The organism is Streptomyces sp. HPF1205, assembly GCF_020400825.1.
Classification (GTDB): domain Bacteria; phylum Actinomycetota; class Actinomycetes; order Streptomycetales; family Streptomycetaceae; genus Actinacidiphila.
The window spans coordinates 1-26,368 of record NZ_JAINVH010000049.1 but is presented as its reverse complement, the minus strand read 5'-3'; the positions used below and the strand labels follow the sequence as shown (position 1 = coordinate 26,368).

At 72.2% G+C, this 26,368-nt stretch carries 24 protein-coding genes; 13 read left to right on the top strand and 11 right to left on the bottom strand.

The window, feature by feature from the left end; translation table 11 throughout:
• The first annotated feature begins 132 nt into the window (after positions 1 to 132).
• The 4 genes from K7G61_RS37160 to K7G61_RS33405 all read left to right on the top strand — a co-directional run bounded on the left by K7G61_RS37160 (position 133) and on the right by K7G61_RS33405 (position 9,523).
• Positions 133 to 6,507: an RHS repeat-associated core domain-containing protein gene (locus K7G61_RS37160; RefSeq protein ID WP_308190786.1), complete on the top strand. Its 6,375-nt coding sequence runs from the start codon at positions 133 to 135 to the stop codon at positions 6,505 to 6,507.
• A 151-nt stretch (positions 6,508 to 6,658) separates the two neighbouring features.
• The gene (locus tag K7G61_RS33415; RefSeq protein ID WP_225850901.1) at positions 6,659 to 7,648 is read left to right on the top strand and encodes a Ku protein; all 990 of its coding nucleotides are present in this window, start codon (positions 6,659 to 6,661) and stop codon (positions 7,646 to 7,648) included.
• Positions 7,649 to 7,840: 192 nt separating this feature from the next.
• Complete coding sequence (locus tag K7G61_RS33410) at positions 7,841 to 8,452, top strand: SMI1/KNR4 family protein (protein WP_225850900.1); 612 nt, start codon at positions 7,841 to 7,843, stop codon at positions 8,450 to 8,452.
• A gap of 309 nt (positions 8,453 to 8,761) precedes the next feature.
• A complete protein-coding gene (locus K7G61_RS33405) occupies positions 8,762 to 9,523 on the top strand; it encodes a hypothetical protein (RefSeq protein WP_225850899.1) in 762 nt (253 codons plus the stop codon).
• Between the two features lie 97 nt (positions 9,524 to 9,620).
• Here the strand turns inward: K7G61_RS33405 and K7G61_RS33400 are convergent, their stop codons facing one another.
• The 3 genes from K7G61_RS33400 to K7G61_RS33390 all read right to left on the bottom strand — a co-directional run bounded on the left by K7G61_RS33400 (position 9,621) and on the right by K7G61_RS33390 (position 11,783).
• Positions 9,621 to 9,827 carry a DUF397 domain-containing protein gene (locus K7G61_RS33400; RefSeq protein WP_225850898.1) on the bottom strand — a complete coding sequence of 69 codons (207 nt, stop codon included), beginning with the start codon at positions 9,825 to 9,827 and terminating at the stop codon, positions 9,621 to 9,623.
• A 46-nt stretch (positions 9,828 to 9,873) separates the two neighbouring features.
• Entirely contained in the window at positions 9,874 to 10,317 is a 444-nt protein-coding gene (locus K7G61_RS33395; protein WP_374204326.1) for a Scr1 family TA system antitoxin-like transcriptional regulator, read from the bottom strand.
• Between the two features lie 71 nt (positions 10,318 to 10,388).
• A complete protein-coding gene (locus K7G61_RS33390) occupies positions 10,389 to 11,783 on the bottom strand; it encodes a Fic family protein (RefSeq protein ID WP_225850897.1) in 1,395 nt (464 codons plus the stop codon).
• A gap of 376 nt (positions 11,784 to 12,159) precedes the next feature.
• Here K7G61_RS33390 and K7G61_RS33385 point away from each other — a divergent pair, with 376 nt between their 5' ends.
• Positions 12,160 to 12,510, top strand: coding sequence for an antibiotic biosynthesis monooxygenase (locus K7G61_RS33385; protein WP_225850896.1), 351 nt, complete (start codon positions 12,160 to 12,162; stop codon positions 12,508 to 12,510).
• A 223-nt stretch (positions 12,511 to 12,733) separates the two neighbouring features.
• Here K7G61_RS33385 and K7G61_RS33380 read toward each other — a convergent pair whose 3' ends face one another.
• Both K7G61_RS33380 and K7G61_RS37155 read right to left on the bottom strand, forming a co-directional pair.
• A complete protein-coding gene (locus tag K7G61_RS33380) occupies positions 12,734 to 13,414 on the bottom strand; it encodes a response regulator transcription factor (protein ID WP_225850895.1) in 681 nt (226 codons plus the stop codon).
• Positions 13,411 to 14,562 (bottom strand): histidine kinase, encoded by a 1,152-nt coding sequence (locus K7G61_RS37155; protein ID WP_225850894.1) that lies wholly within the window; start codon positions 14,560 to 14,562, stop codon positions 13,411 to 13,413. The genes K7G61_RS33380 and K7G61_RS37155 overlap by 4 nt, the downstream gene beginning before the upstream one ends.
• 175 nt (positions 14,563 to 14,737) lie before the next feature.
• On the opposite strand from K7G61_RS37155, the gene K7G61_RS33370 reads away from it, so the two are divergent.
• From K7G61_RS33370 to K7G61_RS33350, 5 genes are all read left to right on the top strand, one after another.
• Positions 14,738 to 15,442, top strand: coding sequence for a hypothetical protein (locus K7G61_RS33370; RefSeq protein ID WP_225850893.1), 705 nt, complete (start codon positions 14,738 to 14,740; stop codon positions 15,440 to 15,442).
• Complete coding sequence (locus K7G61_RS33365; protein WP_225850892.1) at positions 15,439 to 16,251, top strand: hypothetical protein; 813 nt, start codon at positions 15,439 to 15,441, stop codon at positions 16,249 to 16,251. Before K7G61_RS33370 ends, K7G61_RS33365 begins: the two co-directional genes overlap by 4 nt.
• Entirely contained in the window at positions 16,248 to 17,171 is a 924-nt protein-coding gene (locus K7G61_RS33360) for an ATP-binding cassette domain-containing protein (RefSeq protein ID WP_225850891.1), read from the top strand. Before K7G61_RS33365 ends, K7G61_RS33360 begins: the two co-directional genes overlap by 4 nt.
• A 31-nt stretch (positions 17,172 to 17,202) precedes the next feature.
• Positions 17,203 to 17,367 (top strand): hypothetical protein, encoded by a 165-nt coding sequence (locus K7G61_RS33355; RefSeq protein ID WP_225850890.1) that lies wholly within the window; start codon positions 17,203 to 17,205, stop codon positions 17,365 to 17,367.
• 230 nt (positions 17,368 to 17,597) lie between these two features.
• Positions 17,598 to 20,177 carry a lipopolysaccharide assembly protein LapB gene (locus K7G61_RS33350; RefSeq protein WP_225850889.1) on the top strand — a complete coding sequence of 860 codons (2,580 nt, stop codon included), beginning with the start codon at positions 17,598 to 17,600 and terminating at the stop codon, positions 20,175 to 20,177.
• A gap of 134 nt (positions 20,178 to 20,311) precedes the next feature.
• Here K7G61_RS33350 and K7G61_RS33345 read toward each other — a convergent pair whose 3' ends face one another.
• The 6 genes from K7G61_RS33345 to K7G61_RS33320 form a co-directional block, all read right to left on the bottom strand.
• On the bottom strand, positions 20,312 to 20,629 hold the full coding sequence (locus tag K7G61_RS33345; RefSeq protein ID WP_225850888.1) for an EthD family reductase: 318 nt from the start codon (positions 20,627 to 20,629) through the stop codon (positions 20,312 to 20,314).
• Positions 20,626 to 21,051, bottom strand: a complete 426-nt coding sequence (locus K7G61_RS33340; protein ID WP_225850887.1) for a hypothetical protein — start codon at positions 21,049 to 21,051, stop codon at positions 20,626 to 20,628. The genes K7G61_RS33345 and K7G61_RS33340 overlap by 4 nt, the downstream gene beginning before the upstream one ends.
• A gap of 26 nt (positions 21,052 to 21,077) precedes the next feature.
• Entirely contained in the window at positions 21,078 to 21,932 is an 855-nt protein-coding gene (locus tag K7G61_RS33335) for a hypothetical protein (protein ID WP_225850886.1), read from the bottom strand.
• Positions 21,933 to 22,022: 90 nt separating this feature from the next.
• A complete protein-coding gene (locus K7G61_RS33330) occupies positions 22,023 to 23,198 on the bottom strand; it encodes an RNA polymerase sigma factor (protein WP_225850885.1) in 1,176 nt (391 codons plus the stop codon).
• Positions 23,199 to 23,257: 59 nt separating this feature from the next.
• Positions 23,258 to 23,635 (bottom strand): YciI family protein, encoded by a 378-nt coding sequence (locus K7G61_RS33325; protein WP_225850884.1) that lies wholly within the window; start codon positions 23,633 to 23,635, stop codon positions 23,258 to 23,260.
• Positions 23,636 to 23,735: 100 nt separating this feature from the next.
• Complete coding sequence (locus K7G61_RS33320; RefSeq protein WP_225850883.1) at positions 23,736 to 24,227, bottom strand: DinB family protein; 492 nt, start codon at positions 24,225 to 24,227, stop codon at positions 23,736 to 23,738.
• 337 nt (positions 24,228 to 24,564) lie between these two features.
• On the opposite strand from K7G61_RS33320, the gene K7G61_RS33315 reads away from it, so the two are divergent.
• The 3 genes from K7G61_RS33315 to K7G61_RS33305 form a co-directional block, all read left to right on the top strand.
• The gene (locus tag K7G61_RS33315; RefSeq protein WP_225850882.1) at positions 24,565 to 25,035 is read left to right on the top strand and encodes a hypothetical protein; all 471 of its coding nucleotides are present in this window, start codon (positions 24,565 to 24,567) and stop codon (positions 25,033 to 25,035) included.
• 113 nt (positions 25,036 to 25,148) lie between these two features.
• Entirely contained in the window at positions 25,149 to 25,319 is a 171-nt protein-coding gene (locus K7G61_RS33310; RefSeq protein WP_225850881.1) for a hypothetical protein, read from the top strand.
• A gap of 479 nt (positions 25,320 to 25,798) precedes the next feature.
• Positions 25,799 to 26,368: YncE family protein (locus K7G61_RS33305; protein WP_374204325.1), on the top strand; the 570-nt coding region annotated here is incomplete at its 3' end.

Below are 26,368 nucleotides of genomic sequence, written 5' to 3'. Positions count from 1 at the left end.
ACGACACGCCGCCCGCACCCGCCGGCCCCCGCCCGCCGGCTGCCGGGCCCGCACCGCCGGTCCGCCCGCCGGCTGCTCACCCGTACCCGCATCCCCCACCCGTATCCCGCATCCGGTACCCCAGGAGGAGCCGTGCTTCGCAGACGCCCAGGTACGTCCGGCCGCGACCCCGGCCGTCATGCCGGCCGCCGCGCGCGGCTGCGCGCGCTCGCGCTCACGGCGCTCGGCACAGCGGGCGTGCACATCGCCGCCCTGTGCCCCGCCACGGCGAGCGCGGCGCCGTCCGCCGGCGCGTTCCACCCGATCCACCCGCAGTCCGAACACGTCGTGGCACCCGGCGGCCCGGCCGCGCCCGTGCCCTACACCGCCGATCCCGCGGCGGCGCACAGCCTGCGCGCCGCCCCCCGGCACCGCGCCTTCCCCGCCGCCGCGCCGGCCGTCACCGTGGACGTGCCGTCGGCCGGTGGCACCGCGGCCCGCGGCGCCGGGACGGCCACCGGCGCCTTGGTGCGGGTCGGCGGCCTGCCGGTCAAGGTGGGCGCGGCGACCGGCCGGCCGGCCGCCGCTACGGCCGGGGCGCCGCGGACCGCGGCCGGTTCCACCGCGTCCGGCCCGGCCGCGTCCGCCGCCGTGCCCGTCACCCGTGCCTCGGTGGCCGTCGTGGACCGCCGCAGGGCACCGGCGGCGTGGCGGAACGCACTGCTGCTGCGGGTCGGGCGGGCCGACGAGGCGTCCGCCCCCGGGCGGCTGCGGCTGGCCGTGGACTACTCCGGCTTCAGTGACGCCTTCGGCGCCGACTGGGCGAGCCGGCTGCGGCTGGTCGCGCTGCCGCCGTGCGCGCTGATCACACCGCTGGCCGCCGCGTGCCGCGGCACCGCGCTCGACTCCCGCGACGACCCCGCCGCTCACACGGTCTCGGGCGATGTCACCGTGCCGGCGCAGGGCGGTGGCACGACCGCTCAGGACACCGCGCTGCTGGCCGTCACCTCCGGCCCGTCGGGCGCGGCGGGCAGCTACGCCGCGACGCCGCTGTCGCCGTCCGCGTCGTGGACCGCCGGCGGCTCGTCCGGCGATTTCACCTGGTCCTACCCGATGAGGGTGCCGCCCTCGCTCGGCGGCCCCAGGCCCGACATCGCCCTGGACTACTCCTCGCAGAGCGTCGACGGTGAGATGGCGTCCTCGAACAACCAGCCCTCCGTGGTGGGTGAAGGCTTCCAGCTCGCGACCGGGGGCGCGATCACCCGCGGATACAAGGCCTGCGCCGACGACATGGGCGCCGACGCGGACAACACCGTCAAGACCGGCGACGAGTGCTGGGCCACCGACAACGCCACCTTGTCACTGAAGGGGCAGACCAGCGAACTGGTCAAGGACGACGCCACCGGCAGCTGGCACCTGCGGTCCGACGACGGCTCGCGCGTGGAGCACCTGACCGGCGCCGCCAACGGCGACGACGACGGCGAGTACTGGAAGGTGACCACCGCAGACGGCACCCAGTACTGGTTCGGGCTCAACCACCTGCCCGGCTGGGCTTCGGGCAGGCCCGCCACCAACTCCGCGTGGACCGTTCCGGTCTACGGCAACAACCCCGGCGAGCCCTGCCACGGCGCCGGCTTCGACTCCTCCTGGTGCCGGCAGGCATGGCAGTGGAACCTGGACTACGTCGTCGACCCGCACGGCAACTCCATGTCGCTGTGGTACGCGACCGAGGACAACTCCTACGCCCGCGACCTGGACAGCAGCAAGACCACGGCCTACACCCGTGCCGGCCACCTCACGGAGATCGACTACGGCACCCGCACCGGCTCGGAGTTCGGCACGGCGCCCGCCCGCGTGACGCTGACCATGGCCGACCGCTGCCTGCCCGGCACGGCCTGCGACTCCGCCCACCCCGCCGACTGGCCCGACGTCCCCTGGGACCAGTCCTGCGCCACCGCCTCCTGCACCCAGTACGCGCCGACGTTCTTCACCACCAAGCGGCTGTCGAGGATCACCACCCAGGTGTGGAACCCGTCGGCCTCGGCCTACCGCGACGTGGAGGCGTGGACACTCACCCAGGCGTACCCCGACCCCGGCGACGGCACCCGCGCCGGCCTGTGGCTGTCGGCCATCGGCCACACCGGCCTGGACGGCATGACCACCACCGTCCCGGACATCACCTTCACCGGCGTCCAGATGGCCAACCGGGTGGATGCCATCGACGCCTCGCCCGCCATGAACTGGTGGCGCCTGGCCTCCGTGCGTGACGAGACCGGCGGCGAGACCTCCGTCCAGTACTCCGCCCCCGACTGCGTCGCCGGCAGCCGCATGCCCGCCGCCCCCGAGTCGAACACCCTGCGCTGCTACCCCGTCATCTGGGCGCCGCCCGGCGCGAGCGCCCCCATCACCGACTGGTTCCACAAGTACGTCGTCACCGCCGTCGCCGAGACCGACCACACCGGCGGCGCCCCCCGGGTGCTGACCTCCTACGACTACCAGGGCACCCCGGCCTGGCACTACACCGACGACGACGGGCTGGTCACCGACCGCTACAAGACCTGGTCCCAGTGGCGCGGCTACGGCACCGTACGGGTCACCAAGGGCGACGCCGGCGAGCAGACACTCGTCGAGACCCGCTACTTCCGGGGCATGGACGGCGACCACCTGCCCTCCGGCACCCGCTCGGCCTCCGTCCCCGACACCCGCGGCGGCACCTTCACCGACTCCGACGCCTACGCAGGCGTCGAACGGCAGCAGATCACGTACAACGGCCCCGGCGGGGCCGAGATCAGCGACACCCTGACCGACCCGTGGATGTCGGCGCCGACGGCGACCCGGACCCAGGCGGGCGTGAGCGTGACCGCCCGCCACGTCGCCACCGCGGCCACCTCCACCCGCACCGCCCTGGACGGCGGGCGCGGCTGGCGCACCACCAAGACGGCCACCGCCTACGACAGCCAGGGCATGCCGGTCCAGGCCGACGACTACGGGGACGCCGGCGACTCCGGCGACGACCAGTGCACCCTGACCACCTACGTCCGCAACACCAGCGCCTGGATCATGAACCTGGCCTCGCGGGTGCAGGTCCACGCCGGTGACTGCGCCCACACCCCCACCTCGGGCAGCCAGATCATCTCCGACACCCGCGACTCCTACGACGGCAACCCGCCCGGCACCGCCCCCGCCAAAGGCGACCTGACCAGGATCGACAGCCTCAAGGACTGGTCGGCCGGCACCACCTCCTACCTGACCACCACCACCTCCGCCTACGACGCCGACGGCCGCGTCACCGACACCGCGGACGTCGACGGCAACCACACCCTGACCGCTTACACCCCGGCCTCCGGCGGACCCGTCACCGGCACCACCAGCACCAACCCGATGGGCTGGACCACCACCACCGACCTCGACCCTGCCTGGGGAACGGTGACCGGCGTCACCGACCCCAACGGCCGCCGCACCGACCTGGCCCTCGACGGCCTCGGCCGCACCACGGCGGTCTGGCTCCCCGGCCGCGCCAAGGCGAGCCAGAGCGCCACCACCACGTACGCCTACCGGCTCAGCACCACGGCCCCCGACGTCGTCAGCACCAGCACCCTCAACCCCAACGGCGGCTACACCACCGGCTACACCTTCTACGACGGCCTGCTGCGCCCCCGCCAGACCCAGGCCCCGGCGGTGGGCCCGGCCGGCGGCGCCCAGGTCACCGACACCTTCTACGACACCGCCGGCCGGGCCTACAAGGCCAACGCGGCCTACATCATCGCGGCCGCCCCCGGCAGCACCCTGTTCAACCCCACCGGCGACAACGCCATCCCCTCGCAGACCCTCACCCTCTTCGACGGCGCCGGCCGGACGACCGCGTCCGTCCTGCGGTCCCTGGGCGCCGAGAAGTGGCGCACCACCACCGCCTACGGCGGAGACCACACCGACACCGTCCCGCCGCCCGGCGGCCAGGCCACCAGCACGCTCACCGACGCCCGCGGCCGTACCGTGGCGCTGCGGTCCTTCCACGGCGGCACCGCCACCGGGGCCTACGACACGACGTCCTACACCTTCGACGCCCGGGGCCTGCCCGCGACCGTCACCGACGCCGCCGGCGCCACCTGGAGCTACGGCTACGACATACGTGAGCGGCGGACCGTCTTCACCGACCCCGACAAGGGCACCACCACCACGGCCTACGACGACGCCGGCCGGGTGCTGACCACCACCGACGCCCGCGGCGAAACCCTCGCCTACACCTACGACAAGCTCAGCCGCAAAACCGCCGAGTACGAAGGCACCACCAGCGGCACGAAACTCGCCGAATGGACCTACGACACCCTCGCCAAGGGCAAGCCCACCGCCTCCACCGCCTACTCCGGCGGCAACGCCTACACCACCGCCGTCAAGGGCTACACCGCCTCCTACCAGCCCACCGGCTCCACCGTGACCGTCCCCGCGGCCGAGGGAGCGCTCGCCGGCAGCTACACCTTCGGCTCCACCTACAAGGCGGACGGCACCACCCTTTCCACCACGACCCTGCCCGCGGCCGGCGGCCTGCCCATGGAGACGCTCGGCTACACCTACGCCGACACAGGCCAGCCCCTCACCCTCACCGGTGACACCAGCTACGTCACCGACGCCGAATACACCCGGTTCGGTGAACCATCCGTCCTGACGTACTCCACCGGCGGCCCCCTGGCGCAGAGCGGCCTGTATTACGACGAGGCCACCCGCCGCCTGACCCGCACCCTCGACATCAGGCAGACCGCCCCGTCCACCCTGGCCGACGTCAGCCTCGCCCGGAATCCCGCGGGAGACGTCACCGAGATCGCCGACACCCCGGCCGGGGGCGCGGCCGACACCCAGTGCCTGGGCTATGACGCCGAACGGCGCCTGACCTCCGCCTGGACCCCGGCGGACGGCGACTGCGCGACCGCCCCGAGCACTGCCGCACTCGGCGGCCCCGCGCCGTACTGGCAGAGCTACGGCTACGACACCGTGGGCGACCGCACCTCGCTGACCGTCCACGCCACCACCGCGGGAGCCGCCGCCACCACGACCGGCTACACCTACCCGGCGGCCGGCGCCGCCCAGCCGCACACCCTGCTGTCCTCCGCCACCACAGGCCCGGCAGGCACCACCACCGCGCGGTACACCTACGACGCCGGCGGCAACACCACCGGCCGTCCCGGCACCGCGGCCGGCACCCAGAGCCTCACCTGGAACGCGCAGGGACGCACCGCCACCGTCACCGACCCCGGCTCCGGCACCTCCACCTACGTCTACGACGCCGACGGCAACCGGCTGCTCACCCACGACCCGGCCGGCACCACGCTCTACCTGCCCGGCGAGGAACTCCACCTCGCCACCGGCTCCGCCTCGCCCACCGCCACCCGCTACCTCACCTTCGGCGGCACGAGTATCGGCCAGCGCACCGCCCAGGGCGTCACCTGGCTGATGCCGGACCACCAGGGCACCGCGACCCTCGCGGTCGCCGCGGCAGGCACCCAGGCCGCCACCGAACGCCGCCAGGACCCCTTCGGCCGCAGCCGCGGCACCGCCCCCGCCTGGCCCAACCAGCACGGCTTCGTCGGCGGCACCGACGAGGCCGACGGCCTGGTCCACCTGGGCGCACGCGACTACGACCCGGCGGCCGGCCGCTTCACCTCACCCGACCCCGTCTTCGACTCCACCAAGCCCCTGCAACTGCTCAACTACGCCTACGCCGCCGACAGCCCGGTCACCGGCAGCGACCCCTCCGGCAAGTACCCGACATGCCCGGACTGCGAACCCGTCCACCGCTTCACACCGCCGCCCCCGCCGAAGACGGCTCCGCCGAAGACCCCGCCGCCGGCCCCGAGCGATCCGACCGTGAACGTCCCGGTTCCGGACAGCCAGTGCCAGGGGTGGGCCGGCTGGACCGGCTGCACCCAGAACTTCCTCACTGCCAGCTGGCTGAGCGCCGGATACGTTTGCAAAGAGGAAAGCGATGCCGGCCAGCCGTGCACGCACTTCAATCTCCAGTTCGGCCAGGACTCCGCCTTCACGGCGGAACTGCGGCAGCACGCCTGGCTCGACAAGGTCCGCCAGCAGATCTCCGGGCGTGCCGAAACGTGCCTGGCCGACAAACCCGAGGACGCCTGCAAACTCGTCAGCATTGACGATCCGAAATCAAAGGACACCTCCTACTACAACGCCGACAATCTTCAGCCCGCCTGGCTCCAAGTGGCCCAGGACGCCTGCACCTACATCAGCGCTGGCAGCGGCTGCGGGGAGACGCACACGGCGGCCTTCCTCGGCTCCTTCAACGTGCACTGGCAGATCACCGGCTACGACAGCGGGGGCAGCGCCCAGGTGGCGTTCACCGTCACCAACGACACCACGGTCGCGTCGCTCCTGAGGTATCCCGGCGGCAACCCTCCGGGCTACATCAAGACCGGCCTCCAGACACTCCAGGCGCGCGTCGAGGACGTCACGCACCTTCCCACCATGACCGAGACGTTCACCTGGAACGAGACCGTGCCCGTGACCAAGCCGTAGGAACCGGCCCGGGTCCCGCCGGCCCCAGGACACCCTGGGGCCGGCAGGCCGTGAGGGGGGCTGCGGCGCCTCGGACTGCGGGGCCGCGGCGCCGGACGTACGCTGCCCGCGAGGGGAACCGTCCAGGGGGGCGCCCGAGCGGAGGTCCGGCATGCCGCCCATCGCCCAGTTCACGCTGACCTTCGGCCTGGTCGCCATCCCCGTACGCGTGCTGGGCGCCGTCACCAGCCACAAGGTCGCCTTCCGGCAGATCCACCTCGACGACCACGGCCGGGTCCGCTACCGCAAGATCTGCGAGCAGGACGAGCAGGTGCTGGAGCCCGACGACATCGGACGCGCCTGGGAAGCCCCCGACGGCCGCCTGGTGGAGATCACCGACGAGGAGATGGACCACCTGCCGCTGCCGACCGCGAAGACCATCGAGATCAACGGCTTCCTGGACCTGGCGCGCGTTCCGGGCGAGATGTTCGCCCAGCCGTACTTCCTCACCCCCCAGAGCCCGGCCGCGAACAAGCCGTACGTATTGATGCGCGACGCGCTGGCCCGCTCCGGCAAGGCCGCCGTCGGCAAATACACCCTGCGCGGCTCCGGCGAAGCCCTCGGCCTCATCCACCCCCAAGGCGACGTCCTGGTCCTGCAGCGCCTGCGCTGGCCCGACGAGATCCGCGCCGCCGACGACGCCGCACCCCGCGGCGACGTCGCCCTCGGCGAGGACGAACTCCAGGCCGCCCTGGCCTACATCGACGCCCTCGGCGACCTCGACATGGCCACCATGCACGACGAGTACGCCGCCGCCGTCCAGGAACTCGTCACCGCCAAGGCCGAGCACCGCGCGCCGCCGCACCCCGCCCGCCCCGAAGAGGAGGCCGCCGGCGTCACCGACCTCATGACCGCCCTCCAGCGCGCCACCGAACAGGCCCGCGCCGACCGCGAGCACCCCGGCGAGGTCCACCACATGGCCGACCGCAAACCGGCGAAGAAGACCGCGAGGGCGACCGCCAAGAAGACCACGGGAAAGGGTGCGGAACAGGCCCCCCAGAAGGCTCCCGCGAGGGCCACGGAGAAGCCGGCCAAGAAGGCCGCGAAGAAGCAGCCGGCCAAGAAGACCGCGAAGAAGACCACCCGCAAACGCGCGGGCTGACCTCACGGGGCCCACGCCGCGCCCCCTCCCGCGTACGACCGGCAGGCGCGCTCGACCGATTCGGCACGCCCGCGGCTCGGGTTGCCACCGCCCATCAGGAAGCTCAGGAGGGCGGTACGGCGGTGTGCCAGGATGCTGCCGGCCGGAAGCAGTGGAGCCGGCGCCGGGACGGACCGCGAGGTGGGGGAGAGCGTGCAGACCGGAGCGAACGACCTGTCCGCGTTGTGGGAACGCCTTGAACGGCTGCTCGCCGAACGCGCTCCCGGCGACCACGCGGCCCTGCGGCCCGGTGCCTCCCCGGCCGAACTCAACGAACTGGAGCAAGATCTGGGCTTTCCCCTGCACCCCGGGCTGAGGACACTGCTCATCCGGCACAACGGTGTGACGGCCCGGCGCTCCAGTACGGAACCCGGGGCCTTCCTGCTGAACTACCACCTGCTGGACACCGCGGGCGTCCTGGAGAACCAGCGCCTTCTCGCCTCCATGGAGCAGGACGCCATGGACGAGGGCGACGGGGAACTGGTGAGCGGCCGGATCGCCCACCGCATGTGGGTTCCGTTCGCGGCATCGTTCACCGCAGACATGCTGTTCGTCGACCACCGGACGGGGGAACATTACGGTGAGATCGGCGAGACCAACTTCGGTGACCCCGAGTACCTCCTGCTCTGGGCCAGCCAGGAAACGATGCTGCGCGACTTGTGCGACGGCATCGAGAACGGCTCTCCCGTCGGCCCCTTGCGCCAGGTACCCCGGGTGCACGAGGGGCGCATGCTCGAATGGATGGTTGCCGGGCTGGAGTGGTGACCGCCGCGGCGTCCTTGCCGCGGACCTTGGGGCACCGGCACGCACCGGCACCAGCCTGCCGAGCAGCAGGTACGGTCCGATGCGCGCCGGGTCGAAGGCGGTGAGCGGCGTGATGCCCCCGTCGACGTCGCCTTCCCGCTCGCCGCGCGCGTCCTCGTTCCCGCCGCTCATGCCGGTACGGCCCCCGTACTCGTCCCGCTCGGTCATCGCCGCAACATCGCCGGTTCTGCCCCCGCACCCGGCCCCGGCCCCGGCAGAAGGGGATATTTCCCGGGAACGCGAGGTGCCTACGCTGATACGTTCGACCGCATGCTCAGCCACCCCCACAAACGCTCGATGACCATGACGCTCACCGCCGCCGTCGCCACCGTCGCGCTGGGGGCCTGCGGAGGGCACACGGGGAATGCATCGAGTGCGAACACGCGGCCCACGCCGACGGCAGGAAGTGCGGCGAGAACGGGCGGCGCCGGCCACGACCTGCTCGTGAAGGCCCTGAAGTCCATGCACACGGCCACGTCCATGACGCTGGACGTACGCGGTTCCGGCTCGGGCGCACCCGTCCACTCGACATCCACGGTCACCCAGGCGGGCGACTGCGTCGCCGCCGTCGAGCAGAACGGCGCCCACATCCGGATCATCGACGCCGCCGGCACGTTCTACATGAAAGCCGGCCTCCCCTTCTGGACCGCACAGCTGCCGGCCCACAAGGCATTCGCCCGAGGACTCGCCGACAAGTGGGCGATCATGCCGCAGAACGGCTACGGCTCCGGCTTCGACCAGTACTGCAAACTCGCCATCGCCCTCACCCCGCTGGACGTGGACGCCACCGCCGGCAAGGTCACCCGCAGCCCCGCGATCACCTACCACGGCCAACGCCTCATTCCCCTCGTCCACACCTCCCCACAGGGAACCGTCACCCACATCTATGTGGCCACGAGCGGCACTCCCTACATCCTCAGGGTGGAGAACTCCGGCATCCAGACGTCGACAACCCAGTTCAGCGGCTTCGGCACATCCCCGCGGATATCCCCGCCACCGGCCGACGAGACGATCGACCCGTCCAAGCACTGACCCGCGCCGGGAAGTACGGCCGCGGGCTGGTCCACGTCGCCCGGGCGCTGAACCAGCCCGCTTCCGCGTCCAGGAACCGCGCCCGGCCCGCTCGGCCCTACTTGGCGGCGAGTCCCACGAACGCCGCCCACTGCTCGCGGCCGACCCGCAGTATCGGGCCGCTGCCCGTGGCTTTCGAGTCCCGTACGTACACGGCGTCAATCGCTGCGGCGACCTCTACGCAGTTGCCGCCGTCCGATCCGCTGTAGCTGCTCTTGAACCAGCACAGCCCGTCCTCGTGCCCGGCCACCTGCTCCACGCTCATGTCTTACCAACCATCCGCTCGATGAGCCGTGCGGACTCCTCGACGTTCAGGGCCTGCGACCGCAGCTTGCCCTATCGCAAGACGAAGGCACTGAGGCACTGACATCGGCGGGACCCGAGACCACGCACCCGACGCCCTGGGACTCGAGGTACCCGAGATGCTGGTGCTCGCGCGACTCCACCTGCAACGCCTCCTCGGCGATGACGAACGACAGCTCCGCCAGCGGCACTCGCGCCAGAAGCTTCTGACGGCTCAACCGCGCTTCCGTGTGCTGGTCGACGATGTCCTCGTCCAGCGGCGGGCAGTGTCCGGCGAACACGGCCCGCGCGTAGCCTTCCGTCTGCACCAGTCCCGGGATCAGCAGCGGCTCATATTCGAGCCGACTCACCACCTCCGCCTCGATCAACGCGAAGTTCCGGAAGAACCGTGGCAGCTTCGCGCGGTCCACCTCGTCCTGGAGGACGTCCAGGACGCCGCCCGCCTGCAGCACCCGTTCGGCTGCCGCCGTGAACGCGGCCTTCGCCGGGCGCCGGATGTGCGGGGCGCGGTCCGGTCAGGTGATCACTTACGGTCCGGGGAGCCGGCGGAGGCGGCGCTGTCCCGGGCCGAGGTGATGTGGATGTCGACGTAACGGGCCAAGGCCAGCGCGTCCTGCGGGTCGCCGGCGTGGAAGGAGAGCCGTCGCAGCAAACCGACCGTGTCGAGCGTGATGCCCTCGCGGGCGAGGACGAAGACGAGGGTGAGGAAGGCGGAGCGGGCGTTGCCGTCGTCGAAGGGATGGAAGAAGCACACGTCCAGATACGCGCGGGCGGCCCGAGCGATCGCGGGGAGCGGGGCCTTACCGTCCGGGGCGCTCTGGGCCAGGCAGGCGTCGAAGCGGCCGCGGGTGTCGGCGTCGATGCCGTAGCGTTCCCGGCCTTCCTTGGCGAAGGCGGGCAGGCTGCGGAAAGGCGGCGCCTGCGGTGTCCCCAGGACGTGCCGCTGCCAAGTACGCAGCAGCTCGAAGTCCAGCGCCGCGCCGCGAGCCGCGTCCGCCCGCAGCAACTCCACGGCGGCCAGCAGACCCCGCGCGCGACCCGGGTCCAGCGCGCCGTCGAAGGCCCGGATGTCCTCCACCACCCCGTCCCGCGACGGGACCACCGGCGCGCCCCCGCCGCCGTCCGGGCACTCGTGCCACGGCACGGCCTCGCGCACCTCCAGCCAGCGCCGCAGATGGTCCACCACCGGCCCCGGTTCCGGTACGGCTGACGGTGCGGCCTCGTCCGGCCGGAGCGACAGCGCGAGCCGCTCCGCGACGCCATCGACCAGCACGGTGTCAGGAGCGGTCCAGCTCAGGAACCGCCCGCCGATCGCCTGGTCCACGAGCCCCTGAGCCACACCGGGGGCGACGCCCCAGCGGCTGAGGAACCAGGTGAGCACCTGCTGGCAGTGCCCCTGCCAACCGCTGCCGCAGCCCGTACGGTCCACCACCTGCAGGATCAGGTGGTGGGCGGCACGCTCCCACAGGATGCGCTGGTCCTCCACGGCGGCCAACTCCAGCGGATACGCCTCGAACCGCCCGGCCAGCGCCTCCAGCCACCCCCGCCACTCGCACAGCGCCGCCACGACACGGTCGACCGTCTCCCGCGCGGTTGTGATCGAGTGCAGCGGGCAGCACCAGTTCCCGACCGGCCCCCCGTCGAAGTCGCCTTCGTCGTGGGCCCATCGCCAGCCCACGACCCAACGGCCGTAGCGTTCGACCAAGGCGTACGACATGGCGTCGGCCCACCGCTGGCCCTCATTGTGACTCCACGCGTACAACGCCCGTTCGCCGTAGGGCAGTTCAGGGCGCTTCGGAACGTGCCGGGCCGGCCCGAGCGCATGAACCACTTCCGCCGCCGACCCCTCGTCGAACGCGTGACGAGCGGGATCCACCTCGTCCCAGCCCAGCGCAAAGGGCAGCAGCTCGATCACCACCGCCGCAGCCTCCCCGCCCACCCGGCGCCCACGCAAGCCGATTACCCGAACGCCCACGACGGCCCGCTGAGGCCCTGCCGTACGAGGGCGGGGCAGCTTGGGGCGTCCATCCGCGGCGACGGCAAGGGTGACTTCGCCGCACGGGTGAAGACCGGCTCGGGCCGGCAGACGTACAGGTCCCTCTTCTGACCCTTCCGCGGGGCCCGGGCGGGCGAGCGGGCCGCCCGGGTCTCCGTCACGGTTTACCTCCACCTGGACAATGGAACGGTCCCCGGAAGACAGGTCCCCTACGGACGAGCGGGTGCCGCCGGATCCAGTACGGCGGCCTCCTGCCCCGGTGCCGTGGGACGACCGGCAAGGAGAGGAAGTACCGAGAATGGTCATGCTGCAGACCCCGGACCCGAATGCGCCGTTCTTCGCGCAGTTAAAGGAGAAGACCGGACCCATCGTCCTGACCAACACCTTCTTCGTCCCGAAGGAGAGGAGCGAGGAGTTCCTGGTTCTCTTCCGAAGGCAGGCGGAGTTCATGAAGGCGCAGCCAGGATTCGTCTCCCTGCGGATGCACAAGGGCACGGCGGGCAGCCGGCTCTTCATGAACGTCGCGATGTGGGAATCGTCCGAGGCGCTGGCCGCGGCGGTCGGCAGCCGGGGGTTCCAGCGCCTGGTGGCCGATTTCCCCGACGACATCGTGTCGTCCCCGCACATCTTCGAGCAGATCGACCTCTGACCCGGCGCCCGCGGCCACGGGACAGGACGTGGCTGCGGTGCGAAAGCGGCGGCGGAGCACGGCTGAGCCGGCGCGACCGGCATCTGCGGCCCGTGGGGCCCGCCTGGTCGAACGCGGCAGCATACGCGTCGCGCTGTGCCCGGTGCCGGCGCCTCCCGTTCAGGGCGAGCCACGTGCCGACGGAGGCGCGTCCCCCTCCTGACCGGACCCACCGCCGCTGGTGCTATCGGCCGCTGTTCCGCCGGTCCGCGCTGCCCGGCATGAGTTGGGATTCCCAGGCCCAGGCGGTGATCTCGCTGCGGTTGCGGGCTCCGAGCTTGTTCTGGATCGCGGTGAGGTGGCCCTTCACGGTGCTGACGGAGATGAAGAGGGCGGCGGCGATCTCCTGGTTGGTGCTGCCCCGAGCGACAGCGCGGATGACGTCGGTTTCCCGCTCGGTGAGCGGGGTGTCGGGCTGGAGGGCGGAAGGGGTTGTGACGGGGGCGAGGTTGCGGAGCAGGCGCCGGGTGATCGACGGGGAGATCAGTGCGTCCCCGACGCCGGCGGCCCGCACGGCGGCGGTGAACAAGGTGGGGTCGCCGTCTTTGAGGACAAATCCGAGGGCTCCGGCCTGGAGGGCGCCGTGGACGTATTCGTCGAGTCCGAAGGTGGTGACGATGACGACCCGGAGCGGGTCGGCGATGCCCGGGCCGGCGAGTGCGCGGGTGACGTCGATGCCGTCGAGGCGAGGCATGCGGATGTCGATGAGGCAGACATCGGGCCGCAGTTGGCGGGCGAGGGCGACAGCCTCGGCACCGTCGCGTGCTTCCGCGACGACGGTGATGTCGGGCTCGTCGTCCAGTATGAGGCGCAGGCTGGTGCGGATCATGGCCTGGTCGTCGGCGACCAGGACGCTGATGCTCATCGGCGGTCTCCGGCCCGCAGGGGCAGAGAGGCCCGTACCGACCAGCCGGTGCCGGGCCGCGGGCCGGCGTCGAGCGTACCGCCCAGTGCCTCGACGCGCTCGCGCATGCCGACCAGGCCGTAGCCGCCGCGCGGGGAGGGGCGGCTCGGGGGGTGCGGCGGAGCATCGTCACCGACCTCGACTGTGATGTCCGTACGGTCCTGGTCGATGGTGACGGTGGCTGCGCGAGCGCCGCGGGCGTGACGGACGATGTTGGTCAAGGATTCCTGGACGACCCGGTACACGGTGGTGGTGACCACGGGCGGCCAGGTCGGCGCCCCAGGAGGCAGCCGGAGATCGACGGCCGGTCCGTGCTCTTCGAAACGGCGGATCAGGTCGATGAGTTGCTCCGGTCCCGCGGTGACGGCGGCGCCGTCCTCCGCGTCGCGGAGCAGGGCGACCACCCGTCGCATGGCGTCCATGGCGTCGGAGCCCGATCGTTCGATGTCCGCCAGGGCGGCGCCGAGGTGGTCGGGCTGCTTGCGGAGCATGATCTGGGCGGCGTGGGTGTGCATCACGATGCCGGAGACGTGGTGGGCTACGACATCGTGCAACTCCCGCGCCAGGGCCAGGCGTTCGTCCCGCCGCACCGCCTCGACGGTGGCCTGGCGGCGATGCTCCAGGAAACGCAGGACCAGCCCCGTACCGAGGCCGGCCAACCAGCCCTGGACGCCCATGTGGAACGAGCCGACGGCAGTTGAGGTGGTCGCGAGCCGGCCGAGTGTCGTGACCGCGAGTCCGGCGGCGGCAACCACCACGGCTCGCCCGAGCGGCAGCACCCGGACGGCCGAGCCGGCGAGGACGGCCAACGCCAAAGACGCGGCAACGCCGGGCTGGCCGGTCGGATACCCCCTGCTGGAGGCGAGGACGTCGGCAGCCGCGACAGCCAGGCCAACGGCCACGGCGACCAACCGGTCGCGCTCCCGCAGCAGCGCAACGGCGCACACCACCGCACCGGTACCGCAGTCGAGCAACCAGTCCCGGCGGCCCGCGTCGGCACGCTGGTAGGCCGTCGCGGCCAACACCGCCGCGAAGGCGAGCCCCAGCAGGACGTTGGTTCGTCTGGCGGCCAGTGCGCCCAGTGCGGCCAGCCGTTCCGTCACACTCACGGCGCTCAGACTACGGAACCGGTCACGGCCGCTGTACCGGCCAAAAGGACCGCTCCGATCCGCCCGGTCAGTACTTTTGGCCGGTACGGGCCACGGTCGGCGTGAGCAGGCTTGACGGCATGCGACGAGACCTCGACACACCTCGCGGCGACGCCGGGCCCGAACGAGCCGGCAGGTGGACGTGAACCGGTCCACCTGGGCCCGCCTCCGATTGGAGCTGCGGGTGATCGGCATCGCCCCGCCGGTGACGGCACTGGCGGCAACGCTGGGCGGCGCGATCCTGGTGATCGTCATGCATGCCACCGGGGCCGGCGCGGAGCACCTCGACCTCGCCGCGGGCGCGGTCCTGGCGGGCTTCGCCCCGCTCGGCACCGCCGTCGCGGCCTCCTCGGTCGTGGGGCGTGATTCCGGCGCCGAGCTGGTCATGACCACCACGGTCTACCGCCGGGTGCTGTTCCTGCGTGTCGGCCTGGTGGTGGTCCCAGCGGTCCTGGTCACGCTGTTGGACGCCTTCGTGTTCCGCGCCTTGAACGCCTGGCCCGAGGGGCAGGGCACGGACGGTTACGTCCTGGTGTGGGCCCCGCCGATGCTCTGGCTGGTCGCACTGGCGGTGCTCGTCGCGGCCGGCCTGCGCAGCCCGGGCGCCGCGAGCGGCCTGATCGGTGGCGTCTGGCTGGCCCAGTACCTGATGGGGACCGCCATCCGGGACAGCACGGTGCTGCGGACGCAGTACATGTTCATGGGCGTCGCCGCCAAGGTCCCGGCGCACGAATGGACCGTGAACCGAATCGCCCTGCCCGCCGTCGGCATCGCCGCCGTGATCGCGGCCGGCCTGCTGCTGGGGCGTCCCGAACGATTCGTGGGGAGCGATACCGCATGACCACCGTCCTTCAGCGAACCGCCCCGCCGACGGCAGCTCACGGCTGGTGGGCGAAGACCGTCGCGGCCGCCCGCTACGAGTATCTGATGCAGGTGCGCCGCCCGGCGGTCTGGCTGGTCGTGATCGGGCTGATCGCGCTGCGCTGCGCGTCGCCGTTCCCGCCCGGCTTCACCAGCGCCACGGACCACGCCACGCTGCTCGCGGACTGGGCGGACAACTTCGTCATGCTGTGCCCGATCGGCGTCGGCGCTGTCCTCGCCGACCGCGTCCGGCGGGAGTCCCGGTTGGAGCTGAACGACCTCCTGACATCGACGCCCACCGGCATCGGCCCGCGCCTGTGGGGCAAGGCCGTCGGCGCCGGCGCGGCGACCATCACACCGGTCGCCGTCGCCTGGCTGGGCCTACTCGGCTACCTGACCGCCCAGCGCGGAGCCGGGGTGATCCCGGTCGGCCTCGCGGCGTTCGCTGCCGTCATCCTTCCCGGGCTGGTCTTCGTCTCGGCCTGCTCGGTCACCGTCCCGTACCTGACCGGGCCCGTGCTGTACCGGCTCGGCCTGTTCGGATACTGGGTCTGGGGCAACATGGTCGGCCCGCGTTACGGAATCCCCACTCCCGCCGGAACGCCCTTCGAAGCCATCGGCGAGTACCCGTCCGGTGCCTGGTTCCACGGCACCCTGTTCGACGCCAGGCAGCGGGGGATCACCCCGACCAGCGGCGAGGCCGTCCTCAGTATCGCCTTCCTGCTGCTCATGGCGCTCGCCGCCCTCGCGATTACCCAGCTCGTGCTCACCAAGAGGAGCCCGTCATGACCGCGCCCAACGTGACCATCACCGATCTGACCGTCACCTTCCGGCGCGGCGAGGTCCGCGCCCTCGACGGCATCAGCCTGCGCCTGCCCGTCGGCATGGTCGGTCTGCTCGGCCCCAACGGAGCCGGCAAGACCACCTTCATGCGGGTCCTGACCGGGGTGCTGCTGCCGACCGCGGGCACCGTCGCGGTGGACGGGACCGAGCTCACGTCGCGCAGCCGGCGCCGAGAGGTCAAGTCCGTCATCGGCTACCTCCCCCAGGAGCTCGGCCTGTACCCGGACCTGACGGCCGACCAGTTCCTCGACTACATGGCGCTGCTCAAGGGCATCACCGACCGGCGCGCCCGCCGCGCCCGCGTCAAGGAGGTCCTCGAACTGGTCTCGCTCAGCGATGTCGCCAGCCGGAAGGTGAAGGGCTACTCGGGCGGCATGAAGCGCCGCGTGGGCATCGCCCAGGCCGTCCTGAACGACCCCCGGCTGCTGATCGTCGACGAACCCACCGTGGGACTGGACCCCGAGGAGCGGCTGCGGTTCCGCAGTCTGCTCGCCAGGCTGGCCGGCGATCGGACGGTGCTGCTCTCCACCCACATCGTCGACGACATCGTGCAGACCTGCCCGAACGTCGTGGTGATCGAGCGCGGGCACGTCGCCTTCCAGGGCGCCGTCGGCGACCTTGCCACCCGCGCCGAGGACATGGTGTGGCACCTCACCCGGCCGGCGACCGCCCCTCCGCCCGACCTGCCCACCGTCAACGTCACCCCCGGCATGACCGGCACCACGTACCGGGTCATCAGTTCCGGCACCCCCGCCCCGGACGCCGAGAGCGTCAGCGCCACCGTTGAGGACGGCTACATCGCCCTGATGCATGACACCGCCTCGGAGCGGGCCCGGCGCACCGGCCCCACACTCCACGCCGTCTGACCCAGCTCCGCCAACGCCCAAGGACCAGCAGATGTCCCACCAGCCACTCACCGCCGCCGTGGCCGCCGCCAACACCACCAGCGGCTTTCACCCCGGCGCCGCCTACTTCGCGTTCTGGGCCCTCATCATCGGCGCCGTCATCGGCACCCCCATCTACGTCGTCCGCCTGATCCGCAACCGCCGCAAGTATCGTTGAACACCCGTCTGAGCACAGGAAATGGTGAGTGCCGTACACGGAAACCGTCCGCGGCACCCTGATCCGGGTCGTCCTCGACGTGGTGGACGGCGCGCTCTGCTACTGCAACATCGACGGCAGGGTCGTTGAGGGGTCCTTGCGGGGTTTTTGCGGCGGACCCGCTCCCGCGGTGGTGCAATGGCTCCGCGGCATTGCCGCGAGGGGGCAGGGGCAGGGGGGAACGCCGGGCCATGAATGATTTCGACCACATCTTCGATCCGCAGTACTCAGCGGTGGATCTGTTCACCAACCGCATCGCGGAACACACCGCTTTCGCCGACGCTTTGCGCAGTCAACTCGACGGTGTCCGCGCCGGGTCCGCGGTCCTGGGGCAGCCCGAACGGCGCAACGTCCTGGTCTTCTACGGTATCGGCGGGATCGGGAAGACCGAACTGTCCAGGCGGCTGGAACGCTGGGCGCGAAGGGGGCTGGCCGACCCCGGCGACTGGGGGCCGCCGCCGGAGTCCGAACGGCCGGTGCGGACGGCGCGGGTGGACTTCCACGGCAGCCGGGTCGTGGACGCGATCGGGACCGTGCTGCGCCTGCGGGCCGCCGTCGCGGAACCCGGCCGCCGTTTCCCCGCCTTCGACCTCGGCCTGGCGGCGTGGTGGGCAATGGCCCACCCGGGCACCGCGCTGCCCGAACTCCGCGGCGCCCAGGGCTTCGACGTCCGGCAGCAGATGACGGACACGCTGACCGACATCCTCAACGACGCCGGGGCGAAGTTCGGGATCGGTCCGCTGACCGTGCGCACCGCCCTCTCCATCGTCGACGCGGTACGAACGGGCCGACTGCGCGGCCGGGTCCTGCGCGAGTGCCGCCCGCTGGCCGCGATCGTGGAGGAGGCGCAGCGCGACGCCTCCCCGTACGTGGCCGCGACACTCGCCGGACTGCTCTCCTGGGATCTGGAGACATCGAGTCCCGACGGCCGGCCGCCGGTGGTCGCCTTCGCCGACGCGTTCGAGTACGTACAGGGTGCCGACAGGTCCCAGGAACGGCTGTTCAACCGCATGGTCCACCTCACGCCCGGGGTGCTGTGGGTGGTCACCTCCCGCAACCGGCTGGACTGGGCCTCGCCGGGCATCACCGGACTGCTGCCCGCCACCGGAGGCGACGTCTGGCCGGGTCTGCGCATGGAGGCGGCGGACGATCCGCGTCAGCACCTGGTGGGCGACCTGTCCGACACCGACGTCGAGCGGTACCTGATCGCCGCCGCCGCCTCCCCCGGCAACCCCGGCCTCGGGCCCGCGGCCATCGCGAACATCCGCCGGGGCGCCCACGGCCTGCCGCTGTACCTCGACCTGTCCTTCGCCATCGCGCGGGCGTCCGCCGCAGGCGCCCCGGACCCGTCGGTGTTCGGCGGCCCGCTCCCCGAACTGGTGACCCGGGTCTTCGCGAACATGCCGGACCGCGAGCGCGACCTCGCCCGCGTGGCGAGCCTGGTGCCGCGGTTCGACGCCCGGCTGCTCGCCGACGCCTCGTCCGCGCAGGTAGGCGACGCGGAACGCCTGTGCCGGCAGAGCCTGGTGACCCGGGACGACCACCCCCTCTTCCCGTACCGGTTGCACGACGCCGTGCGGTCCGCGGTCGGCAGCGAGTCCATCGCCGAGAGCGGCGCGTGGGCCCCCGAGGACCGCAGGGCGGCCGCGCGCGACCTCGTCGGCGCGCTCCGGCAGCGCGCGGACGGCCTCCTCGGCGATGTCGACCGCCGGCTCGACGTTCTCGAACTGGCGGCGTTCGTCTGCGCCGAGCACGACCTGGAGGAACCCTGGCTGGCCACCGCCCTGAGCGAACTGCCGGGCCTCGCCCGGACGGCGGAGAGACTGCCGCCCGCGACGCCCGACACCTGGATGGGGCAGTTGTCCGGCCTGTACGAGGGGTGGCGGGGCGGGCGCCTGGTACGCGAACGTATCGCCTACCTGGAGGCCTACCTCGCCGGCCCGCTGAACGAGGACATCAGCCGCCGGGGCCGGCTGCGCCTGGCCTACTCCTACCGGACGATCGGCGATTCCGCGACATGCCTGCGGCTGCTCACCCAACTCCTGCGGGAGGACGGCGAGTCCGAACTCAACCGCTACCAGGTCGCGCGGACCCTGCACTCGCTGGGCGAGTTCGACGCCCTGCAGCGCCACCTGGAGCTGTACCCGCTACGGGAGGAGTCGACGGCCCGCCGGCTGCGCGGCGACCTCGCGTTCGACCGCGGCCTCCTGGAGGAGGCCGCGGAGGCCTCGGCGTTCCGCGCCCGCCGGCTGCGGGCCGTCGGGCAGCACCGGATCGCCCTGGAGAACGAGTCCTCGGCCGTCTGGCGACGAACCCTGCACGGGCGTGTCACGCCGGGGGAATGCGACGCCCTCCTCACGGAAGCCGACCGCTACGGTGAGACGCTGCTCATGAGGACGGCGCTGGCCGCGAAGATCATCCGCGCCGCGGGCGACAGCGCGGTCGTGGACGGCCTTCTCGCGGAGAGCCAGGCGGTCATCGACGCGAAGTCAGGCCACTGGGGCTGGCGGGAGTTCACTGCCCTGGCCGTCCACGTCCTGCGGACAGGCGACCGGGACCAGGTGGAAAGCCTCCACGCCCGATGGCTGGCGCTCGACCTGGTCCGGTCGACGAACTACCAGGTGGTGGACCGGTTCTTCGTGTTCGCCGGATTCCCGGCCCGCTACCCGCCCCTGAACCTCGGCTCCGACGAGGACGCCTCGGTCACCGACGCGCGCTGGCACGGGATCATCCAGGCCCTGGTGGATCCCGCCACGCGCGGAACCGGCTGACGCGACCCCGGGACAGCGCGTGCGTCCGGTCGGCGTTGACCGGGATCCACCGATTCCTGAACGCCTCGCCCCGCGCGTCACCCAGGACCGGCCGCCGGGCTCGCTCGTCCGGTGGGTTCTCCTGCCGGGATCGCCTACCGCACGCCGTCGTCCACGGTGAAGATCATGGTGTGCAGGGGAGCGAGTTCCCGCAGGTGCCCGGCGTCGGCGCCGCACGCGCGCCCCTCGGGCGAGTCGAACGCGGCGCGCAACTCGTCCATCGTGTCCCAGTCCAGCTCGGCGACCATGTAGTACGGGCGGTCGCCGCCAGTGGCGGCCAGGTCCCGGCCGAGCGTATACCGGCGCAGCCCCGGCAGGCGTCGCGCGAGCGGGATGTGGACCTCGCGGTAGTGCCGCTCGAACCGCTCGGGGTCCGTGGGCGTCCCGTACAGGGCGACGAAGCGTGCCGTCATCGGGCAGCCCCCCGGTACCGGGTGAGGACGGCGGGACCGACGTGCGCGGCATGCAGCAGCTCCAGGTCCGCCGGCCGGACGCCGGCGCCGACCAGGTCGCCGTCCGGGACCGTCGAGCCGGCCCGGGCCGAGGTGTCGGCCTGGGCCGCGGTGCGGGAGGCGACCGGCTTCGCCGCGGCGTTCATCCGCGCGGCGCGGGCATCCCGGCGGCCGGGCCGTGTCCGCGCAAACAGCGGCCGGGTGACGCGCCCGAGCGGCAGCACGCCCTCCTCCAGCGCGGGGCCGAGGCGCAATCCGTCCTGCGTGCCGACCGCCTTCCCCCCGTACCGGAACATCCAGCCGCCCGGCGGCGTGCCGTGCGACCCGTCCGGGTCGGACACGATCCCGTCCGGGGTGATCAATTCGACGACGATGACGCTCATGCGGTGGGTTCCCTTCGGTTCGGTGCTCACCGGTACGTACCGGCGGCACCGCCCCGACTCATCGCCCCGGGCGGAATTCGCCCGGTCGACGGACGCGAGGGCCCCGCGCCGCCTTCCGTACCGGCACCACGGTCGGCCCGCTCCCTGCGCAGCGAACGCGCCAGATCGGCGATCGGCCGCAACTGCTCGGCGGTCAGCCGCCGCGCGTCCCACAGCAGTGAGCCCGCGTACACAGCCGCCTCCCCGGGCGCCCCGGGCTCCTCCCGCAATTCGACACCGGCGAGCGCGGCCAGCATGCCCGCGTCCATCCCCAGCACAGCCGCGCAGTCGACCACGAGCCGAGGCGTCAGCCCGGCCCTGCCGTTCCCCACCATCGCGTACGTCGAGGCCGACAGGTACGAAGGGGTGGACCGCGCGAGGACTTTGGCGATGCCGAGAGGGTGCAGGTTGCGGTAGACGAACATGCGCATGATCCGCGCCGCCGGACCGCCGGGGAAAGACGCGGGCCACGTCGGCGCGAAAGGGGCCGCCCGTTCCTCCCGCGGCAGTGACCGGACGAGCTCGTGCAGCATCCGTCTCCGCTCAGGCTCCAGGCCGATGGCGTCGATCACCAGGCCAGGGAGTATCCCTCTCGCCTCGATGTCCAAGGGAGCCAGGTCCTGCGGCACCTCCAAGCCCGCGAGTACGAACAGGTCGACCTCGCGCAACCGCAGCACGGGGGCGAGCCGACGCGACACAGCCGGGCCCGGCGCCGCGCCATCGAGAACGCGCCGCACCTCGGCCTCGGCGACGCCGACCGCCTCGAACAACGCCCGAAGGCCGAGCCGCCTGCGCTCGGCCACATTCGCCGGCATCACGCCGGTCCCGGGATGTTCCCTCATCGCACCAGGTCAGGGTCGGGCCTGATCGTGGACGGTCACTTCGTTCCCCAGATCCTCGTTCGCCTGCGTCTGGATCAACGCGGCGCCGCTCTAGAGGCGACGAGCTGCTCCGCTGCTGGTCGGCAGCGACGCGAGCCGTCGGCGTAGGAAGCGGGCCTCGGGTCCGTCCTCGGCCGCCAGCCGCAGCGCATCCTGGTACGCGGCCGTGGCCGCCTCGGTGCGGCCGAGGCGGCGCAGGAAGTCCGCGCGGGCCGCCGGAAGCAGGTGGTAGCCGGCCAACACGTCGGCGTCCAGCGCGTCGAGCGCGTCGAGCCCGGCCGCGAAGCCGTCGCGGAAGCCCACCGCCACCGCCCGGTTGAGCGCGGCCACCGGGGAGGGCTGGGCGGCGAGCAGCGCGTCGTACAGCGGCACGATCGCATGCCAGGGCGTCGCCCGCGCGGACGGCGCGGACGCGTGGCAGGCCGCGATCCGCGCCTGCAGCCGGTACGGGCCCGGCGGACGGCCGGAGCGTGCCGCGCGGCGCAGTTCGCGGTGCGCCTCGGCGGTCAGCACCGGATCCCAGCGGGACCGGTCCTGCTCCTCCATGGACACCACATCACCTGCGGCGTCGAACCGGGTGGCGCGGCGGGCCTGCTGGAACATGATCAGGGCCAGCAGGCCGCGTGCCTCGTCGGCGGACGGCATCAGGTCGACCAGCAGCCGCGTCAGGCGCAGCGCTTCGTCCGCGAGGCGGCGTTCGAGCTGTCCGTAGCCGGCGTTGAAGACGAGGTAGAGGACGGCGAGCACCCCGTCGGTGCGCTCGGCCAGCAGCTCGTCCGGCGGCACCCGGTACGGAATCGCGGCATGGCTGATCTTGCGCTTGGTGCGCAGCAGCCGCTGGGACATGGTGCTCTCGGAGACCAGGAAGGCGTCGGCGATCTGCGCGGTGCCGAGCCCGGCCACGGTCTTCAAGGTCAGCGCCACCCGGCCGTCCAGCGGCAGCGCCGGATGGCAGCAGGTGAAGATCAGGCTCAGCCGGTCGTCGCGGTCCGTAGCGGTCCGCGCCGCCTCGTCCAGCAACGCCCACTCGGCCAGTTTGGCCTGCTCCGTGCGGCGACGGCGCAGCACGTCGAGCGCCCGGTTGCGGGCCGCTGTGGTCAGCCAGGCCGCGGGAGAGCGCGGCAGGCCGGCCTCGGGCCAGTGCCGCAGCGCCTTCTCCACCGCGTCCTGCACACAGTCCTCGGCCAGTTCCCAGTCGCCCGTCAGGCGGATGAGCGTCGCGACCATGCCGGCTCGCTCCGCGGCGACGGCCGAGGCCGCCGCCGAGGACGCCCCGGCCGCCGCCGTCACGCGTGCTCGCCCGGCCAGAACGGGCGCAGTTCGAGCTTGCCGCCGACGGCCATCGGGTGCCGCGCCGCGATCGCGATGGCCTCGTCCAGATCCTCGCACTCCAGGATGTCGAAGCCGCAGATCCACTCCTTGGACTCGGTGAACGGGCCGTCGGTGACCAGCACCTGGCCGCGGCTGACTCGTACCGTCGTGGCATCGCTGAGCGGCCGCAGCCGCTCCCCGATGATCCGCTTGCCGCGGCCGTCGACGTCGGCCAGCCACTCCTCGATGGTCAGGTCGCCGGGCGCGGCCCCGGCCTCGGCCCCGGCGGCGGCCTCGGTCTCGGCCTCGGCGGCGGCGTCCGGATCGGCGACGACGAACATCATGTACCTCATGCGTGGGGTTCCTCCCTGCTCAACGGCGTGCACGACCATACGACGAACGCGGCGGCCCCGGATCCGACACTGCGCCGGGCGCAATTCCGAGATCGCCGCTTCACTGCACCACCCACTGCCGGCCGTCCAGCAGCTCGCGCACCGCGTCGAGGTGCCCGGCGTGGACGGAGGTCTCGACGAGGACGTGCGCCACGACGGACCGCACATCGGGGAAGTCCATCCCCCAGCGGGCCCAGACGGGGTCCGGCTGCTTGGGCGGCGCGTCCAGGTCCGTCGCCGCGAGGACGGCGTCGGCACGGCGGATCTCCTCGCGGTAGAGCGCGAAGACGTCCTCGCCGCTCTCGTCCGCGCCGACGCGCCAGTCGCCGCCCTTCTCGGCCGGCAGGATGTCCCGCGGCTCGCCGCCCACCACGCAGCGGAACCAGTACCGCTCGTCGGACAGCGTCAGATGCCTGACCAGCGCCAAGCAGTTCCAGCCGGAAGGCAGCACCGGGCGGCGCAGCTGCTCCTCCGTCAGCCCCTCCAAGATCCCCAGCACATGCCCGCGCTGTCCCGCCAACCGCCCGAGCAGCACCTCGGCCTCCCGCCCCATCCCGGATCTCCTTCCGCCGCAATCTTCGATCTTCTTGTCCCTACGACGAACGGGAGAGCGCGGAATCCGACAGCCGACGGCTACCTGCCGTCGGAAGGGTGACAGTCGCGCGCGGTCGGCCGGTCGGGTGCGCGCGCGTCGGACGCTCATTGAGTCGGGCGCATCGTGAAGTTGCTGGTCACGGGTCTGGTGTGAGCGTCTGGAGCGTTACTCGCTCCGGTCGGCGGCCGGTGCCCACGGCGGAGATCGTCCGACATGTCGTTCGGGCCGTCCCCGGGTTCTGCTGTGCTTGCCGCACCGATCCCGCGATCCGTCGCACCCGGCTTAAGCTGCGGGCGTGAAATACAGCGAACTCGAGGCGGACATCCTCCGGTTGATCGTCGCGGCCACCGAGGACGGCGTGCGTGCCTTCGGAGAGGAGACGGTCACTCGTCTGGTGCGGCCGGAGCTGCTCCGCGGCGCGGCCGAGGACGAACTCACCGAAGAGGCCCGGGCCGCGCTGGCCACCGCCTGCGCGAACGTCCTGACGATCAGCGCCGCCGAGCTGCACGACGAGCTTGCGACGATCTATGACGGCATCCTGGTCGAGGACGATCTGGACCCCGGAGTCCTCACCGCCATCCAAGCGCTGGCGCATTGGCACAGTTACCTGGAGAAGAACCGGCGCGGCGAGCTCTACGAACTCGCCATCCGGTCCATCGAGGACATCGACCACGAGGTCTCCGCCGACCTCGACGACATCCTCGCCACACCGCAGATGGCCGCCGAATACAAGCGCATCCGCCGGCTGCTGGACACTCCCCGATGACAAGGACCCGTGGGACAGCGGCTTCGACGCTGACGCAACCACGGTCGCGCTCAACGACATCGTGCTCGACCCACCCAAACCAGGGGCTGGAGGCCGCCCAAGTAGCGGCCCTGATGACGCAGGTGCGGGCGGAAGCCGAAGCCCTGCGGCAGGAAGCGCTCGAGGAAGCCGAGGGCATCCGCAAGGACGCCCAGGACGTGGCGAGGGAGATCAGAGACGGCCCGCCCGCCGGACAGGGCTTCGGCGTCGTCGGACGGCGTCCGTCCACGACGTCACCAGCCTGACCGCCGAGCAGGCCACCGCGGCCCAACCGGCCACCCCGATCCGCAAGCAGCTGTCCGGCACCACCACCATCGCCGCCGACTTCGCCGCAACGCCCGCGACTCACGACGCCCGCTGACCCTCCTCGGCCTCACGTGATCACAAACCGGACGTCACACGACTACGCCGAAGCCTTGCGTGGGGCGGGGCCCGGTTGAGTCCGTCATGTCCGACCCGGCCGTCGGCGCCTGCCGCCTTCGCCGCGCGCGCACGGCGAAGGCGCGCACCGCGGTTCTCGATCGCCAGACAGACATCCGCCCGCATATGCTGTCGACCGGCAGCCGCGCACCGCACGGCCGTCCGTATTCACGGAGACCGGTGCGGCGTTCTCGCGGCGCTCTCACTTCCAGCCAGCTCGACCGGCTTTCCCGTGGGGGGAACACACACTGTGCGTAGGCGCAGCCTTTCTACCGCGACAGCTCTCGCGGTCACATTCAGCTCGGTGGCACTGAGCGTCGTGGCGGCCGGTTCCGCTACGGCGGCCTCGGCGGTGGTCACCTCGCCCGGCGGCATCGTCGCCGACGGCGCACTGCACCGGGTCTTCGTCGGCGACCACGCTTCGGGGAGGATCGTCGCCACCGACTACAACGGCACACCCGTCGACTCGGTGAGCGGCGTGAGCGGGGTCAGCGACCTGACGCTGTCCCCGGACGGCACGGTCCTGTACGCGGCAGCCGAGGGCAGCCATCAGATCGTGGCGCTCGACGCGGCCACCCTGGACGTCCGGACCCGCTATGCCGTGGACACCAACGTGGGCCCGCGGTACGTGGCCTTCGCCGGCGGCAAGGTCTGGTTCACGTACGGCGACCAGTGGAGCGGCAACCTCGGATCGGTCGACCCGTCGATCACCCCGCCGGCGACCCGATCGGCCGACTCGTCGGCGGTGTCCCGGTCCTCGGCCACGGATCCGACGGACACGCCGACGGGGGACCCGTCGCCGACACCGACGGACACACCGACCACCACCCCGACCCCGGAACCGACAGACACCCCGACCGGCGCCCCGTCGCCG